Raw genomic sequence first — 16,153 nt, 5'->3', positions numbered from 1 at the left:
CATATTACGCAAGCTGCCGGGTTCGCTCGGCAGTTTTTTATTATATCCGGAACTACATAACCACCTAAACAACCCGACCATGGTACCAAGTTAGTTAGCATGCTTTGCATCATTTAACCAGACAATATGCCTCATAAGCGGGTACCATTGACTTCCTTAAAATTGGGACTATTCACATAACAACCGATTCGATCCTCCCATATCAAACCTCTCATATCAGGTTCTTTACTCCTGAATTTCCCTAAAACCGTTTACATCTCCTTAAAACCGGGTAAAATCACTACAATCCAATTGGATTTATATTCTAAAGTCATTTATTTCGTCTAACAAGTCATATGTACCTATATGTGCACCTGGCAACATAACCAGTCGAAATACATAATTTAAAAAAAATGCATTAAAGGAGGAACCAAGATGATCCGCATGCCTATTCAGCAAATGATCCCGTACCACCACCAATATCCGCGCAACACGGCGACCACTGCTCCTAAAAAGGAGAATGAGAACACTCAAGGTCTATCCTTTCATGAAATTCTGCAGCAAAAAATGGCGAAGAAGAGCGCTTCTCCTTCCCTTCGATAAAATGGACACCGGACCCTATTCGAATCCGGTTATCGACCGTCTTTCCGCGGCTTGGCGGAGGGGCGGTTATTGGCGTTGAGTAACAAACAACTGTACAGTTCTCAGATGTGTTTCTATAATGGTTTAAATATCTACAAGATCCATGACATATACGAACTGTAAAAGGGGACTTAGCACATGATCACCATTGGTTGTTTTCACGCTCATTATTCCAACATCGCCTTAATTGAAGAGACGCTTGCTCCTCATGAAGTTGAATTGGTCCATTACGTCGATCCAGGTCTGGATCGTCTTAAACATGACGCTGACTTTTCCGAGATCGTCATTCACCAGAAAGTAGCCCAGACGCTCCAATGGATCGCCGAGTGTCATGCCGATGCCATTCTGGTCACGTGTACCCTCTTTGCGACAGTACTGGAGCAGGAAGCCTCACAGGTCCCTGTGCCTGTGATCGGCATAGATGATCCGTTATTGCAGGAGATGCGGCGAGTAGCAGGAGATTACATAATAGCATTCACCAACCCGGCAACTATTGAAGGCACTATGGCGCGGGTGAATCAGGCATTACAGCAAGAGGATGAGAATGGGCAACTACACGTTGCCAAGACATCTCAGACAGATGCCGTGTGCATCCCTGGGACATTTGAGTTGATTATGCGTGGAGATCAGCAAGGGTATCTCGAAGCGGTACGTGAAGGCTTACAGCAGATTGCTGAGCAGCATCCGGGTAAAACGATAGTGGCAGCCCAACTCTCTATGGCTCCAGCAGCTGCACAGGTTACAATAGATCGCGGTATTCCAATCCATAGCCCGCTGGCATTGCTTGCGGCGTATTTGGAGAAGAATTTAGGCGTGGCTCGATAATAGTAGCGGATTTGGAGTGAAGTAACAGGTTCTATCTGAACTATGCAACTATGAACTCACTTACTTAGTAACACCACAAATTAACGAGGTGAACTAATATGCGTTTCCTCTATATTGTTTTACTGTTTATAGTAGGTTTTTCCTGTTCCGCATTTCTATACGGAGGATCACCAAAACTCAGTGACGCTCTTTTATTCGTTATCGCCGGAATTCTGTATAAAATATGGACCACACACAGTCACAAAGCTAATTCTGATAAAGGCTGAGTACGGTTAAGAATACACACATGACATAACACTAAAAAAAGCCGTTCTTCTCTGCAATGACAGAGAGAAACGGCTTTATCTCTATTTCAGACTGCCCAGCTTGCGCTGTACTGGCGCCTAGGAACGTGTCCGATATTCCTCGGCCTTTTCCTTCATCCCGGCAGCTACAGCCTCATTCTCGGACAATCCTTTGTCTGCGGCAAAGGCACGAATGTCCTGCGTAATGCGCATGCTACAGAACTTTGGTCCGCACATGGAGCAAAAATGAGCTTCCTTGGCCCCTTCTGCTGGCAGTGTCTCATCATGGTAGGACAGCGCACGTTCAGGGTCTAGTGACAGGTTGAACTGATCACGCCAGCGGAACTCGAAGCGTGCCTTGGACAATGCATCATCCCGGCGCTGAGCACGCGGATGACCTTTCGCCAGATCGGCAGCGTGGGCCGCGATCTTGTAGGCTATAACCCCTTCCCGCACATCATCCTTGTTGGGCAGGCCCAAATGTTCTTTTGGCGTAACATAACAGAGCATGGACGTGCCAAACCAGCCAATCATGGCCGCACCAATGGCGGATGTGATGTGATCGTAACCCGGGGCAATGTCGGTCGTCAGCGGCCCCAAAGTATAGAACGGTGCCTCTTGGCATATCTCCATCTGCAGATCCACATTCTCCTTGATCTTGTGCATCGGCACGTGACCCGGGCCTTCGATCATCACCTGCACATCATGCTTCCACGCGATCTGCGTCAGTTCCCCAAGCGTAGCCAGTTCCGCCATCTGTGCTTCATCATTCGCATCATAGATACTGCCAGGACGAAGTCCATCTCCCAGCGAAAACGCCACATCATACCTTTTCATAATCTCGCAGATTTCTTCAAAATGGGTGTACAAAAAATTCTCTTGATGATGCGCCAGACACCATGCTGCCATAATGGACCCGCCCCGAGACACAATGCCTGTCATTCGCTTGGCGGTCATGGGGATATAACGCAGCAGTACACCTGCGTGAATCGTAAAGTAGTCCACGCCCTGCTCTGCCTGCTCAATGAGTGTGTCACGATACAACTCCCAGGTCAGCGCTTCCGCTTCGCCATTCACCTTCTCCAGGGCCTGATACAGCGGCACCGTACCAATCGGCACAGGTGAATTACGGATAATCCATTCCCGGGTGGTATGAATGTTTTTGCCTGTGGACAGATCCATCACCGTATCCGATCCCCAGCGTACCGCCCAAGTCATCTTCTCCACCTCTTCCTCGATGGAGGAAGATACGGCAGAGTTACCTATGTTGGCATTGATCTTCACGTGAAAATGACGACCGATCAACATCGGCTCACTCTCCGGGTGATTGATGTTGGATGGCAGAATAGCTCGTCCACTCGCCAGCTCCTGCCTCACAAATTCCGGTTCCACGCCCTCACGAATGGCGGCAAACTCCATCTCTGCCGTAATGACTCCTTGCCTCGCGTAGTGCATCTGGGTCACACAGCGTCCTGGCTGTGCCCGCAGTGGTTTGCCACGTAATCCGGGATACTCTTCGGCGCCGGCTCTCTTCCCTCCGGGCTTCAGTCCGTTATCCTCCGGTTTAACCGTACGGCCCTGATAAGCTTCGACATCGCCACGCTCTGTGATCCAGCGGGTACGCAGGGCTGGCAGACCTACACGGAAATCCGCATGAAATCCGGGATCGGTCATGGGGCCGCTCGTATCGTAGACACGCAGCGGTTCGTTATGCTCCACCCCTTGGGGAGTATTCGTGTCATGAAGGGCTATCTCACGCTCCGGTACAGCAATGTCCGGCCGTGAGCCCTGAATGTAGACTTTGCGGCTGCCCGGAAAGGGCTGAACCCGTCCGGCCGCGCTTGTTTCCTTTTCCACCTGCTGACCGTTATGTTCCTGTTCCATCGCTTGTTGTCCCGTTTGATTTCCTGCACTCATGTCGCTTGTCTCCTCCTCATTGTTCGTTCGCTTGGTTTTGGGTTGGCATCATCATTAGCTCGCTTACGTACCTGTCCCAAATCATGCGCAATGCAGAGAAGAAAGAGCGATCCTACACCAGACCAGGGGAGACATTATTTATGTACAGTTCACAACAGACCGAAGGCTGCCGCAGATCATGGATCTGTGGTGACTTCTCTCTCATCATCCAAACCCACTTTCGCAGGTTATTGAAAAAGAAGCCCATAGAATCCTCGCTATATCGCCTGTTCACTGTATATAAAAAAGCCGGTCCCCGAAGGAACCGACTTTTAATGTCCATCACCAATAATGCACCTTTATGCGGCTCCTTAACGGAGCCCTACAAGGGTCACATCATGTGGTGGTTGTGGTCATATCGCCGATTACTTCCCTACGCTGGTATGATCCAGATCAGGTGCAAAGGGTCCGGAATCTCATGCGATTCCGTCTCAGTCCGGACAGTTCGGACTCCCCCAGTAACGTTAACAAGTTGCGGCATACACATGCCGCAGTTCATATTCAATGATGCTGGCCCCGCTGGGCCGTCCATAACAGAGTAGCGCAACCGGAACATAAAAACAACCTTTATATTCCAGAACACCAACTCAATTGGAGAAAAACCTTACCTCTACATCAGGATAACATGAGCCCCATCTGCGTAGCAGCTTCCTTTAGCACAGGTGCGTATTCATGCAATGTCTCCTGTGAGAGTCGGCTGACAGGCCCTGAGACCGAGAGTGCGGCTGCAATATTGCCTCTGCGATCCATAATCGGTACCGATACCGCGGCAGCTCCCGGCTCACGTTCCTCATAACTCGTCGCATATCCGTTATCCCGAATGTCTACCATTTGCGCCAAATACACCGCTGGATCGATAAATACCGGCCATTCAGGACCATTCATCAATTCTTCACGATCCTCGTCCGTGGCAAACGCCATCAGGACTTTGCTGGAAGCGCCCACAGACAGCGGCAGTCTAACACCAACGGGAGCAACTCGGCGAATCGCCTGATCACTTTGCACAGCCTGAATCCGAATCCGTTCACTGCCATCACGCAGGTACAGACTCACGGTCTCTCCCAATCGATCTCTCAGTCGCTCCATCGCAGGAAGCAGCAGAATAGCGGGATCATCACTGCGGGACATATGAGCTGACAGCTCCCAGATTCGGATGCCAAGTCGGTACTTCTCTGTTGCTGCATCGCGGATCACGAACCCTCGATCCTCCAGCGTAGCCATCAAACGGTGAACTGTACTTTTGTGCAGGCCGATCTGGCTGGCAATTTCGGTGAGTCCCAGATCACTGCGTGTGGTAAAACATAATAATATATCCAGCGCCCGCTCCACAGCCCGGACGGTTAACTTGCGATCTTCCATGGCATAATGCCCTCCTCATGTTTCATCACATGAAACTTGGTTACATAAATTATATGAGAAACGGTCTCATCTGTAAACCAAAAAGAGCCAAAATCGAAATAGGCCAACGTGCAAATTTTTCCTTTTTATAAGACTTAATCCCCTGTAATTTACACACTAAGGTAATGTTACCCATATATCTTAAGAACTATATAACAATTGCGTAACAAATGCCCTCAATCAATTGACTTTGACTATATTGGAACATACGATAAAGATATATTACATTAAGATATCGCTCTGAAGCAGGCTCTGAAATCGACGCAATTCTCTTTTCATGTCGTTGTTATCTTCAACTGAACTTCAAAGGAGGGGCATTCATGTATCCAACATCCCAGAGCGAAGCCCCGCTGCAAACAAAAGTGTCCGATCTGCCCTCTTCCCTATCACCGAGGCTGATTCGGTTCAAACATATTATCGTAGCGTTGCTGCTCTCCGTTGTATTTTTTCTACTGTTTTGTTTTATTGCACTGCATGGTTACATCGCATGGGTATTATCCAATCCAACGGTAGCGCCGGTCTTCTCCAATCCAATGCAGGCCAAGAACATGAAGTACGAAGACATCACGTTCCCGGCAGCAGATGGCAGCCGGACGATGCAGGGATGGTATATACCTGCTGACAATGCTGCAAGCAAAACGATTATTTTCAGTCACGGCTATGGTGCCAATCGTGAAGAAACATGGGTACCCATGTATGACCTGGCACACTATGCCCATCAACTTGGGTTCAACGTGGTCATGTTCGATTATGGCTTCGCCTCGCAGGTGAACAAAGCCGTAGCCACAGGTGGCAAAGCTGAGTCACAGCAATTGCTGGGTGCCATCCAGTTCGCCAAGCAGCGAGGTGCGCAGGAACTGGTTGTCTGGGGTTTCTCCATGGGTGCCGGTACGGCGCTTCAAACCGGACTGATTACCCAGGAAGTGGATGCGATGATTCTGGACAGTACGTTCCTGCTTGAGCCGGATACGCTGTACCACAACATTCATAACCAGATCGATCTCCCGCGTCAGCCTACACTCGAGATCATGAATCTGTTATTCCCTGTTCTGAATGGTACCGGATTACAACAGATTCCATACCAGGAAGTGAAAAAGGAAGATTATCCGTTCCCGATTTTCTTCATCCATGGCACAGAGGACGAGAAGGCGCCTTATCCAATTGCGGAGCAACTCGCCGCCAACCAGACCAATCCGTACTCCGATGAATGGATTGTCCAGGATGCGCATCATGAGTTGATCTTCCGGGAGCATCCAAAGGAATATCTGCGCCGTGTCTCAACTTTCCTGAGTCATGTAACGAAAACAAGCAGTGACGATGTACAGAACACGAATAGTGGAGAATAACCAAATTCCAATCATCCGATTTTTTTCCAGAGCCCTCAGGGGCTCTTTTTTTTTGCACTCATAGGACAACAAGCTCGCGGAATATACTCTTGGGACGCATGAACAGACGGTCTGCATGCAATGAATTTCATCTGAAGGAGGTTCAAAATAAAGATGAACTGGTATGGATATGGTCACCTGCTGCCTCTGCGGACATTGGAGGAAATCCGTTTCTGGAAAGAGCAGGAGAAAGAACATACACTCGTCATTCGTGCCCTGGTTCCTGATCTGGAGCCCCCATACGTCAAGCTACTGGAGGAATGGGAGGTTACCTTTGCAAACAGTGAGCGAGTAGCCAATCAGCTTTTAAAACAACTATTGCCTGGAACCCATTCGCCTGCTCCCTACATGGTTCGTTGTATCGATCAACTTGTGTTGGCAGCTCGGCAGCAATCGAGAGAGTTCATCAAACAGCTATACGTTCTTCTGGAGCAAAGTGCTGCTGTGCAAGCTGTTCCGCTTGCCAAAGTACTCATTCTGCATTTTATCCGCGAGTCGGAGTATTTTCTGGGCGTATTGGATACACTTGGCCAACCTGGCATCTTGCGCGAAACGGATTCGGAGCCATCGCTTTTTCTGGAAAATGCGCTGCATACGTCAGGGCCAGGAAGCATCCATCGCCAAGCTTCAGAAGCTCCAACTTCTCCAGAGGGGAATGTAAATGCACCTGCCGCATCAGCTCAGATCCAATCGGCAACCGTTCAACCGCCTTCTACCGGAACAACACAAGCCACACCCAGCTCTACAGCACCTCCTGTAAAAGAAAAGCCGGTTCCCATTGGAGGACACACACTGCCTCCCCTTCCCTATGCGTACAATGCGCTGGAGCCACATATTGATGAGCTGACGATGCGTATCCATCATGACAAACACCATCAATCTTATGTGGACGGACTAAATGTAGCGGAGAAGAAGCTGGCGGAATCGCGAAAAAAGAATAACTTTGAACTCATCAAACATTGGGAACGTGAACTCGCCTTCAACGGGGCAGGCCACTACCTGCATACGATCTTCTGGACAATTATGAACCCTGCTGGCGGCGGTAAACCTTCCGGTATGCTGGCGGAGCAAATCAAGCGGGATTTCGGAAGTTATGAAGCGTTTAAGAATCAATTCACGGAAGCCGCGAACAAGGTGGAAGGCAGTGGCTGGGCGATGCTTGTCTGGAGCCCGAGAGCACATCGTTTGGAGATTTTGCAGGCGGAAAAACACCAGAACCTGTCCCAGTCCGATATCGTACCGCTCCTGCCACTGGATGTGTGGGAACATGCCTACTATCTGAAACATCAAAACGAACGCAAAAAGTATATCGAGGATTGGTGGAACGTTGTCTACTGGCCTGCTGTTGCCGAGCGTTACGAAACGGCACGCAAGTTGTTGTGGCCGCCCTATTAAACTTGGGGTCAGATGGATTAGAGAAAAAAGAGATATCTCCAGCCAAATGACTGAACGATATCTCTTTTTGGTGTAAACAAAAAAGCAAGTCTCTTGTAAAAAGAGACTTGCTTATATTTTGAGAGACTTCCTATTTCTAAATGTTCACTTAAGAAGCACAGCCCTCGCACGCCACATAGTTGTCGCCAACCTGTTTGCTAATGGAGATCAGATCGCCCAGCTTGATATCAGACTCATCTGTAAACTCCAGATCGGCTATACGTGCAACGATCAGTGCAGCAGCCTCTTCCTTGCTTGTTGCCATTTGGCTGAACTCGGATTTTTCGCCTGTTGATACAACCTCATATAAATACGTATATCTCAATGTGTCCATCCTAACACTCTCCTTCCGAAATCACATCATATCATCTCTATTAACCAATTCCAAGCCCTAGTAAAAAGTGTTAATCGTAGCGCAGCTTCATCTGCTCAGCTGTCAGGCGTACTTCTTCAGAGCCAACGCTAAGCACCCTGCTGGTCTCCGCCTGCGGATAGCGATCTCGCAGTGTTCGAACCAAAGCCGCAGTATATGCCGCAGCCGAAGGTACACCTGCCAATTCTTTCAGACTTGCCATCGTGCCAGGCTGAACATCGGGATATCCTTCACTCGCCCCACCTGCTGCACGCTGATAAAATTGACGCACGTCCGCTGCCAGTTGATCTCCCTGACCTTCCACGATGATAAAAGCCGTAATGATATACGCCTTTGCCTGCCTGCGCTGGGCAATACCACAGAATTTCAGCCCACCTACACTGACATCATAATCTCCCGGGCAAAAAGCACCCTGAACCTCGCCTGTCTGCGCCTGATTCGACCACGGCGTTAGCGACTCGGCAATAATCGAAGCCATCTCCCGGAAATCATCATGAATATTGATGGCATGTCCGGGATTAGGCAGAATCAATGACACATTAACTACCCCTGGATTCAAGGGTACTGCCGCTCCACCGGAAGGCCGAACACAGACCGCTGTCCCTTGGCTTCTTATCCGTTCCATCGCTTCTACAGCCTGTGGCAACCTGCGGTCACGCAGACCCGCTACAAAGGCATCTGGGTGCCTCCATATATGTGCAACAGGCAGATGCCCTGCCCCAACCCGCCTGCACATAACTTCTTCCCAAGCAAAAGCTTCGAGTACACTACTACCTTGTCGCATGAGTGGTGTCTCCCAGATTTGCAGACGCAATGTAGCCTGTTGATCTGCCTGTAGTCCCTTTTCCGGCTGAACCGGTTGATCTGAATGGGAAGGTACACTCATCGTTCCATTACCTCCGGCTTAACGAATTCATATGTATTCAGTATACAGGAATGACAACGCCATATGTAAATAAGCCGGTTCCCCAGGGAACACGGCTTATTCATATCATATCCTATGGCCTAGAAACTGCTACTTCCAAAACCAAAGGAACTTACTCATCCGGCTTGTCCAGCGAGTGGACATACCTGATCTTAATCTTTCACCAAAGACAAGAACTCCGCACGTTGTGCCGGATTCTCACGGAAAGAACCACGTACAGCAGACGTTACCGTCTTGCTTCCCGGTTTCTTCACGCCGCGGGAACACATGCACAAGTGCTCGCCTTCCACGACGACCATAACTCCATGAGGCTCAACGGCCTCTGTCAGAATGTCAGCGATCTGTGAAGTAATACGTTCCTGAACTTGCAGGCGACGTGTTACTGCTTCCACCAGACGAGCCATTTTGCTCAGACCAACGATCTTGCCACTTGGTACATAGCCAATGTGTACCTTGCCGAAGAACGGCGCCATATGGTGCTCACACTGACTGTAGTAGACAATATCCTTGACGATAACCAGTTCTTCGTGATTCTCGTCAAACGTGACACCGAGCACATCGCGCGGGTCTACTTCATATCCACCAAAAATTTCTTCATACATTCGGGTCACACGTGCAGGCGTTTCAAGCAGCCCTTCACGTGTACTATCTTCTCCGATCAATTTCAGGATCTGCTCTACATGATACTCGATCTTTTCCCGATTGTCGGATACTTTTGAATTCAAATAATCTTTAACGCCAGCCACTGCCAAACGCCTCCTTTCGAACCACTACTGTAAGAGGTTGTTCAAAAAGTCCGCTTTTGATTACGAAGGATGCCTAGCGGCATCATCAACGTCGAATATGAAATTCAGCCGAAATGTCCGTTGCTCACGTAGTTCACTACGCTCCGCTACTCCATTTCTAGCTTCATCCCATCTTCTCGGTACTGAAAACCCAACTTTTTGAACACGCACTTTAAGCAGTTATTCCCTGCTATTATTTTCGGCGGCCCGAACTTTTACGCGCAGGATGCTGTTGCGGCTGAGGCATTTTCGCTCCTGGCTGCTGATTCTTCATCATCTGCTGGGCACGCTGCATTTGCTTGCCATTCAGGTTGTAGCCCATTTGCTTCGCCATTTTCTGAAGCATGTCCGGATTGCTTTGCATTTTCTCAAGTTGTTTACGCAAGTAGAACACCCCGATGAAAAATCCCCCGACCAGACCAACAATCAATGTAATAATCGGTATAACAATATCCATCTCTTAGACACCTCTGTATGCATTCTAAAAAGCCTGATAATCCGTGTAAACTTCATGATGTTCGACACATATGTTGCAAGCCTGACACAGACCGGATTTCCTGAAAGTATCATAGCATTTCCGCACGCCTTGAGCAAACGGATTTTCCAGTTGAACCGCACACAAGCTACGTCATGACAGCTTCAATGAAAACGGTTGTATGCTGAGCCAGATCGATTTCAACCACATCCAGAGAATAACGCGTACTTCCGCGCGCCACCCTGATTACAGGTCTGCCGGGCAATCCCCGATGTTGACGCACAATGACTCCAGTCTCTTTGGTGGACAGTCGTACCGCTGTACCATTGGGATACACAGATACACTCTTGTTGAACTCAATCAGAATGTCCCGATCCAGCTTTGTACCAGACAACGCCATCATCTCTTCACAGGCCTCATGTGGCATCAAACTGTCCTTGGATAAACCATTAATGAGATTATCATAGATATTAGCCACACTAACGATTCTCGCAAACAGATGAATGTCACTCCCCTTGATCCCTCTCGGCATGCCTGTACCATCTACATGCTCATGATGTTGCAGGGCTGTATGAGCGACCAACAGACTGAACTCCCGTTTGTTCTTAATCACTTCGAATCCACGCCATGTATGGTGCAGCGAAGAATTCGCAGCAGAGCCACTGCCCGGAGGTTCCCCCACTTTGCCAATATCATGCAATAATGCCCCCACAGCAAGGTCCTTCAGTTGATTATAATTGAGTCCCATATTCAGTCCGATGACCGAAGACAATAAACATACATTCATCGCATGAACATACTGTGCATTGTCTTTGGTACGAATATCGGTGAGCTGCACAAGCATTTCACGCCCGTTCAGTACATCATTCAGCAACTTCTCTATACTGAGGGCAACTTTTCTCGGACTCCAGTCTTTCCCGGATCGAATGGATTCGAGTGTGACACTCATTTCGTTAATTATTGCCCGTTTCGTGGTTTCATCCAGAATGTCTTCTGCATCCACATCTTTATACGCTTCATCCTGGATGTATAACATGGTCACGCCAATACGCTTCAGCGTATTGACCATGTATACGGTGAGCTGGACTCCGGCAGACAGCAGTACCGTGCCGTTACTGGAATATACCGTCTTGCCCAGAAGCTCCCCCGCTTCCACGCTCTCCACGTTTACATACTTCATGAACGTCCCCCGCTCTTACGATAGCTGCTCCAATGCGAGCAATTGCTCCTTGGTTTGCAGACCGCCTACATAACCCACCAGGGTACCGTCTTTACCACTGATACGGTGACAGGGAATAATAATCGGAATCGGATTCTTGCTAATGGCGTCCAGAACTGCACGAACAGCCTTGGGTCTGCCGATGATTTCCGCAACCTGTTGGTGTGATGAGGCCTCTCCATAAGATATATCGGACAGAACTTGCCATACTTGTAGCTGGAATGGTGTTCCAAGCCGATCAAGCTGCAAGTCGAACGTTTTTCTCTCCCCTGCAAAATACTCCTTTAACTGCTTTGCAGCTTCGCTGAGCTTCTCTTCATTCTTCTCATATCGATACTCGCCAATCCAGATGCGGGCCCATTGTTGCAGATGAGCTTCGCGCACGTGGAAGGCGCCAAAATCAATGTGACACAGTCCTTCATCCGTCGCGCATAACGTAAGAGTACCAATCGGTGTCAGTATCTCATCGTAGTATACGGGCTTGCCATGAAGACCCGTAACGGCTGAAGGTTTCCACGCTGCGGCTTCCGGTTTGGCAGGTTGTGCAGACTGCTCACTACCCGGTTCAATCCCAGCTTCCATTTTCAATTCCTGTTGTAACGCTCGTAAGGCATTGTTCTCGTTGTTCTGTTCCTCTGGCTGCTTCTCACTCACTTGCCCAGCCTGTGGCTGTTTGGGTAAGGTCTCGGACGAACTCAGTCGCTCCTCGGCCTTCTGCAGCATGCTTAGTACGTTCCCATCTTGTTCGTTAGCGGCAGCTTCCCCAATTGCTCTCATGGCGTCTTCTCCTCCAATTCTGCTTAACGCCCAAGCTGCGGTTCCCCGCAACTCGGGGCGCGGATCACGTTTTAGTACTTCTGTAAGTTTGGGTACAGCACTTTTGTCTTTGAAATTGCCCAGGGCAATAACGGCGTTGCGTTGAATCGGCTTCTTGCCCCGCCAAGCGGCGGAACTCTGACCGAAACGTTCCTTGAATTCCCGGTTACCAATGTCCAGTAGCGGCAGCAGGAGTGGCTTCACAATCTCCGGATCGGGATGAAACTCAGGATGGTGATCCCAGTTCTTGCCCCGGTTCTTCGGACAGACAATCTGACACGTGTCACAACCGTACAGACGGTTGCCTATTTTCAGCATAAATTCTTCATCCACGAACCCTTTCGTCTGGGTTACAAAAGAAATACAACGCTGTGCATTCAACTGCCCCGGCCCCACCAATGCTCCTGTAGGACAGGCATCAATACATTTTGTACATTCACCGCAGTCTTCGGTCACAGGTGTGTCTGGTTGAAAAGGAATATTCGTTACCAGTTCTCCGAGAAAAATCCATGAACCGAATTTGGGTGATATAATCGCACAGTTTTTGGCGCTAAAACCAATCCCCGCACGCTGGGACACCGCACGATCCACCAGTGCTCCCGTGTCTACCATGCTTTCGATCATGGCCTCAGGTACACGTTCACGTATAAAGTTCACCAGCTTGTCCATCGCTGCACGCAGGACCTGATGATAATCCTGGCCCCAAGCCGAACGGGCAAAAATGCCCCGATATGCACCAGGCTCCGATTTCGGCGGATTCACCATTTTGGAAGGGTATGCCACGGCTATTGCAATAAGTGAAGCGGGCTCGCCATCTTTTAAGGCAGGGTGCACTCTTTTTTCAATATCCGGCTCTTCAAAACCTGAAGCATACCCCTTATCCCGCGACTGCTCCAGCAGCGACTTCAGGGAAACAAAGGGATCAGCCGAAGCAAATCCGATATCATCAATGCCCAGTCCGGGGCCAGCTGCCTTGATCTCCTGTTTTAACTTCTCCCATACGGAGGCATCCTGTGCTGCCCCGGTCTGTACGCTCGTCATTTCTCTTCCCTCTCTTCTTCCGACACTTATTCCGTAAATAGTGAACGCCCGCCTCACGGTAAGAGGACAGGCGCTAATTTCTATATATGCCTTACATACTTGAATTCAAACGGAACGAGTCTATATGGTTTAACGCAAAATGCAGTCTGAAGTTGTTGTCCTGTCAGCATTTTACAATTTCTTCAATTCAGAAAACGGCCAGAAAATAAATTCAGCCTTGCCTACAATCTGATCGGATGTAATACTGCCAAACACTCGGCTATCCTTACTTTTGCCTTCATGACGATTATCCCCCATCACGAAAAAATGATCCGGCTCCAGTGTGATTGGACCAAAATCCGGGTCCTGCACCTCAATATCGGTGTACGTTTCCGCTTGTTGCTCGCCGTTCACATATAGATGGTGATCCCTAACTTCAATTGTATCTCCCGGAAGTCCAACGATCCGTTTCACCAGAAAATCTTTCTTCTCTACACCTTCACTTGGATCACGAAGTACGATCACATCTGATCGGGAAGGAGTACCCAGATGGTATACAATTTTGTTGACGAAAAGGCGATCTCGCTCAACCAGTGTCGGCTGCATGGACTGTCCCTTGACCATCGACAGATTGAACACAAACAGGTTCAGCAGCATCATGATTACAAAAGCAACAACAATCGTTTTGACCCAGTCCCACAGCTCGACAACCCAGGATTTCCCCGGTTGTTCAGGCTTTGACGGTTCATTTCGTTGCTCGGAAGTCACATGTTCCATTGAATGATTATTGGAATTCAAAGGGACACCTCATTTATTAAATAGTTAAATTAAACTTGTAACATGGTAACCATACTCCCTTTCAGTCTACTCCATTTGGGAGAGTGAAACAATTGGTTATGAGCACCAATACCCTGGTTATCGTGAATACAGCCGGGATAGTCGTGGTGATTTAAATAAAATTCGGAGATTTTGAAGCATGTTCATAAAATGAGGAAATCAGAGGAATATGACGCGAAGAACACTCATATAAATAGAAAGGCACATCCCTCACGTTCTTACACGTTAAAGAGATATGCCTAATATGAAATGAAAATCTTTTTTTTATTTCTTTTTAAACATGCAAACTAAGCTTTGGACAAAATACTAAGAGTTTGGAAAGCGCTCATAATCTGATTGGCACCGTAACCCATTGCTTCATATAAAGGCATGGCTACTTTGTTGTGCTCATCACCCGCCACCCATACTTGGCTGACTTTACGCTGCTGGAACCGCTGTTCCATAGCCTCAACAAGTGTTTTGCCGACTCCACGGCGACGATAGTCTGGATGAACCGCAATACGGTAGATACAACCCTGGTTGTGATCAATCGTACCGATCAAAGCGCCTACGAGGTCTCCCTCTTCTTCCGCAACCATGATCAGGTCAGAATCCCATGACAATTGACGGGCAAACGGGCCCATCGTGTTCTCATAACACTCTTCCGATAGTGCAACCTGGAGAAGCTCCGTCATCTGGCTTGCATCACTCAACTGAAAGGAACGAACGTGCATGTCTTAAATCTCCCTTTTCGTTAGCTTAGATGAGGTTTTTTATAAAAAGGGAATCCCTTTTTACCAAAAACCCAATGTTCATATAATGACAAAAAACGAGAAAATACCGCTTCTTCGTCAATTAAACCATACTTTTCTCCATAAAACACGCATTTTCTTTTGAAAGCGCTTAATTGTAACCGTTTACATACGAATATTAAACTTTACATCCATTTTAACGCCTGAAAACACATAAATAGTTGCATAAAGGGTAAAATATGTTTGTTATCTCTGGCCCATCATTAGATCAACGCCTCGGGGGACTTAATAAACAAAAATGTTGCTTAATTAGCCCGAATGCGGTTTAATAATAGTGGCAAGGGTATTATTACATATGTACCTGTTTTCAAAAAACCTAAAATCTCAGGAGGTATTTCATTATGACTTTTCAATTACCAGCACTTCCTTACGCTAACGACGCACTGGAACCACATATCGATGCACAAACGATGGAAATCCACCACGATCGCCATCACAATACTTATGTAACCAACTTGAACGCAGCTCTGGAAAGTGCTCCTGAACTGCAAGAAAAAAGTTTGGAAGATCTGATTGCTAACCTTGACAGCGTACCTGAAGGCATCCGCACAGCCGTTCGCAACAATGGTGGTGGACATGCTAACCACAGCCTGTTCTGGGAAATCATCGGACCTAACGGCGGCGGCGCTCCTACAGGCGATATCGCAGCAGCAATTGATAGCGAACTGGGTGGCTTTGATAAATTCAAAGAAGATTTCGCTAAAGCAGCTACAACTCGCTTCGGTTCCGGCTGGGCTTGGCTCGTAGTTGGCAAAGATGGCAAGTTGTCCATCACTAGCACACCTAACCAAGACAGCCCTCTCTTCGAAGGTCTGACTCCGGTTCTGGGTCTGGATGTATGGGAGCACGCTTACTACCTGAAATATCAAAACAAACGTCCTGATTACATCGGTGCTTTCTGGAATGTAATCAACTGGGATGAAGTGAACAAACGTTACGCTTCTGCAAAATAAGACTGTTAGTATGCAACAGTTAACATAAAAGAGAGCCTGATTCGGTCGTCGTGACC

General features: G+C 48.2%; 15 protein-coding genes and 1 riboswitch. Of the genes, 5 read left to right on the top strand and 10 right to left on the bottom strand.

The features are described 5' to 3' along the window. Positions 1 to 414 precede the first annotated feature (414 nt). Together NST33_RS03375 and NST33_RS03370 are read left to right on the top strand one after the other, a co-directional pair. Complete coding sequence (locus NST33_RS03375; RefSeq protein WP_221818684.1) at positions 415 to 582, top strand: hypothetical protein; 168 nt, start codon at positions 415 to 417, stop codon at positions 580 to 582. 177 nt (positions 583 to 759) lie between these two features. Continuing rightward, positions 760 to 1,446, top strand: coding sequence for a hypothetical protein (locus NST33_RS03370; RefSeq protein ID WP_339306734.1), 687 nt, complete (start codon positions 760 to 762; stop codon positions 1,444 to 1,446). A gap of 383 nt (positions 1,447 to 1,829) precedes the next feature. Here the strand turns inward: NST33_RS03370 and thiC are convergent, their stop codons facing one another. Further along, on the bottom strand, positions 1,830 to 3,614 hold the full coding sequence (thiC, locus tag NST33_RS03365) for a phosphomethylpyrimidine synthase ThiC (RefSeq protein ID WP_339308599.1): 1,785 nt from the start codon (positions 3,612 to 3,614) through the stop codon (positions 1,830 to 1,832). A 425-nt stretch (positions 3,615 to 4,039) separates the two neighbouring features. After that, a riboswitch (TPP riboswitch) is annotated at positions 4,040 to 4,153 on the bottom strand. A 148-nt stretch (positions 4,154 to 4,301) separates the two neighbouring features. After that, positions 4,302 to 5,045, bottom strand: coding sequence for an IclR family transcriptional regulator (locus NST33_RS03360; RefSeq protein ID WP_221818682.1), 744 nt, complete (start codon positions 5,043 to 5,045; stop codon positions 4,302 to 4,304). Positions 5,046 to 5,404: 359 nt separating this feature from the next. On the opposite strand from NST33_RS03360, the gene NST33_RS03355 reads away from it, so the two are divergent. Together NST33_RS03355 and NST33_RS03350 are read left to right on the top strand one after the other, a co-directional pair. Further along, complete coding sequence (locus NST33_RS03355; protein ID WP_237178465.1) at positions 5,405 to 6,430, top strand: alpha/beta hydrolase; 1,026 nt, start codon at positions 5,405 to 5,407, stop codon at positions 6,428 to 6,430. A 153-nt stretch (positions 6,431 to 6,583) separates the two neighbouring features. After that, the gene (locus NST33_RS03350; RefSeq protein WP_237178466.1) at positions 6,584 to 7,864 is read left to right on the top strand and encodes a Fe-Mn family superoxide dismutase; all 1,281 of its coding nucleotides are present in this window, start codon (positions 6,584 to 6,586) and stop codon (positions 7,862 to 7,864) included. A 148-nt stretch (positions 7,865 to 8,012) separates the two neighbouring features. On the opposite strand, the gene NST33_RS03345 is transcribed toward NST33_RS03350, so the two are convergent. The 8 genes from NST33_RS03345 to NST33_RS03310 form a co-directional block, all read right to left on the bottom strand. Further along, positions 8,013 to 8,237 (bottom strand): hypothetical protein, encoded by a 225-nt coding sequence (locus NST33_RS03345; RefSeq protein ID WP_036614132.1) that lies wholly within the window; start codon positions 8,235 to 8,237, stop codon positions 8,013 to 8,015. 70 nt (positions 8,238 to 8,307) lie between these two features. Continuing rightward, on the bottom strand, positions 8,308 to 9,162 hold the full coding sequence (locus tag NST33_RS03340; protein ID WP_339306731.1) for a lipoate--protein ligase family protein: 855 nt from the start codon (positions 9,160 to 9,162) through the stop codon (positions 8,308 to 8,310). 191 nt (positions 9,163 to 9,353) lie between these two features. Continuing rightward, positions 9,354 to 9,947 (bottom strand): GTP cyclohydrolase I FolE, encoded by a 594-nt coding sequence (folE, locus tag NST33_RS03335; protein ID WP_036668229.1) that lies wholly within the window; start codon positions 9,945 to 9,947, stop codon positions 9,354 to 9,356. A 232-nt stretch (positions 9,948 to 10,179) separates the two neighbouring features. Beyond that, complete coding sequence (locus NST33_RS03330; RefSeq protein WP_017690778.1) at positions 10,180 to 10,443, bottom strand: YneF family protein; 264 nt, start codon at positions 10,441 to 10,443, stop codon at positions 10,180 to 10,182. Positions 10,444 to 10,609: 166 nt separating this feature from the next. Then, complete coding sequence (locus NST33_RS03325; RefSeq protein WP_017690779.1) at positions 10,610 to 11,641, bottom strand: HD domain-containing phosphohydrolase; 1,032 nt, start codon at positions 11,639 to 11,641, stop codon at positions 10,610 to 10,612. Between the two features lie 15 nt (positions 11,642 to 11,656). After that, positions 11,657 to 13,537, bottom strand: coding sequence for a tRNA epoxyqueuosine(34) reductase QueG (gene queG, locus NST33_RS03320; protein ID WP_339306729.1), 1,881 nt, complete (start codon positions 13,535 to 13,537; stop codon positions 11,657 to 11,659). 171 nt (positions 13,538 to 13,708) lie between these two features. Beyond that, positions 13,709 to 14,314 (bottom strand): signal peptidase I, encoded by a 606-nt coding sequence (gene lepB / locus NST33_RS03315; RefSeq protein ID WP_240768333.1) that lies wholly within the window; start codon positions 14,312 to 14,314, stop codon positions 13,709 to 13,711. Between the two features lie 326 nt (positions 14,315 to 14,640). Then, entirely contained in the window at positions 14,641 to 15,066 is a 426-nt protein-coding gene (locus NST33_RS03310) for a GNAT family N-acetyltransferase (RefSeq protein ID WP_017690782.1), read from the bottom strand. A gap of 419 nt (positions 15,067 to 15,485) precedes the next feature. Between NST33_RS03310 and NST33_RS03305 the strand changes: the two genes are divergently transcribed. After that, a complete protein-coding gene (locus tag NST33_RS03305) occupies positions 15,486 to 16,097 on the top strand; it encodes a superoxide dismutase (protein WP_339306727.1) in 612 nt (203 codons plus the stop codon). Positions 16,098 to 16,153 lie beyond the last annotated feature (56 nt).

The organism is Paenibacillus sp. FSL L8-0435, from assembly GCF_037965655.1.
In the GTDB taxonomy this organism is placed as follows: domain Bacteria; phylum Bacillota; class Bacilli; order Paenibacillales; family Paenibacillaceae; genus Paenibacillus.
Note: the sequence above shows the minus strand (reverse complement) of the source record. Positions and strands in the feature narration are given on the sequence as shown.

Coding starts and splice junctions, on each gene's coding strand:
- NST33_RS03330 (WP_017690778.1), bottom strand. CDS start 10,443: ATGGATATTGTTATACCGATTATTACATTGATTGTTGGTCTGGTCGGG.
- NST33_RS03345 (WP_036614132.1), bottom strand. CDS start 8,237: ATGGACACATTGAGATATACGTATTTATATGAGGTTGTATCAACAGGC.
- NST33_RS03305 (WP_339306727.1), top strand. CDS start 15,486: ATGACTTTTCAATTACCAGCACTTCCTTACGCTAACGACGCACTGGAA.
- NST33_RS03370 (WP_339306734.1), top strand. CDS start 760: ATGATCACCATTGGTTGTTTTCACGCTCATTATTCCAACATCGCCTTA.
- queG (WP_339306729.1), bottom strand. CDS start 13,537: ATGACGAGCGTACAGACCGGGGCAGCACAGGATGCCTCCGTATGGGAG.
- NST33_RS03325 (WP_017690779.1), bottom strand. CDS start 11,641: ATGAAGTATGTAAACGTGGAGAGCGTGGAAGCGGGGGAGCTTCTGGGC.
- NST33_RS03310 (WP_017690782.1), bottom strand. CDS start 15,066: ATGCACGTTCGTTCCTTTCAGTTGAGTGATGCAAGCCAGATGACGGAG.
- NST33_RS03350 (WP_237178466.1), top strand. CDS start 6,584: ATGAACTGGTATGGATATGGTCACCTGCTGCCTCTGCGGACATTGGAG.
- thiC (WP_339308599.1), bottom strand. CDS start 3,614: ATGGAACAGGAACATAACGGTCAGCAGGTGGAAAAGGAAACAAGCGCG.
- NST33_RS03360 (WP_221818682.1), bottom strand. CDS start 5,045: ATGGAAGATCGCAAGTTAACCGTCCGGGCTGTGGAGCGGGCGCTGGAT.
- NST33_RS03375 (WP_221818684.1), top strand. CDS start 415: ATGATCCGCATGCCTATTCAGCAAATGATCCCGTACCACCACCAATAT.
- NST33_RS03340 (WP_339306731.1), bottom strand. CDS start 9,162: ATGAGTGTACCTTCCCATTCAGATCAACCGGTTCAGCCGGAAAAGGGA.
- NST33_RS03355 (WP_237178465.1), top strand. CDS start 5,405: ATGTATCCAACATCCCAGAGCGAAGCCCCGCTGCAAACAAAAGTGTCC.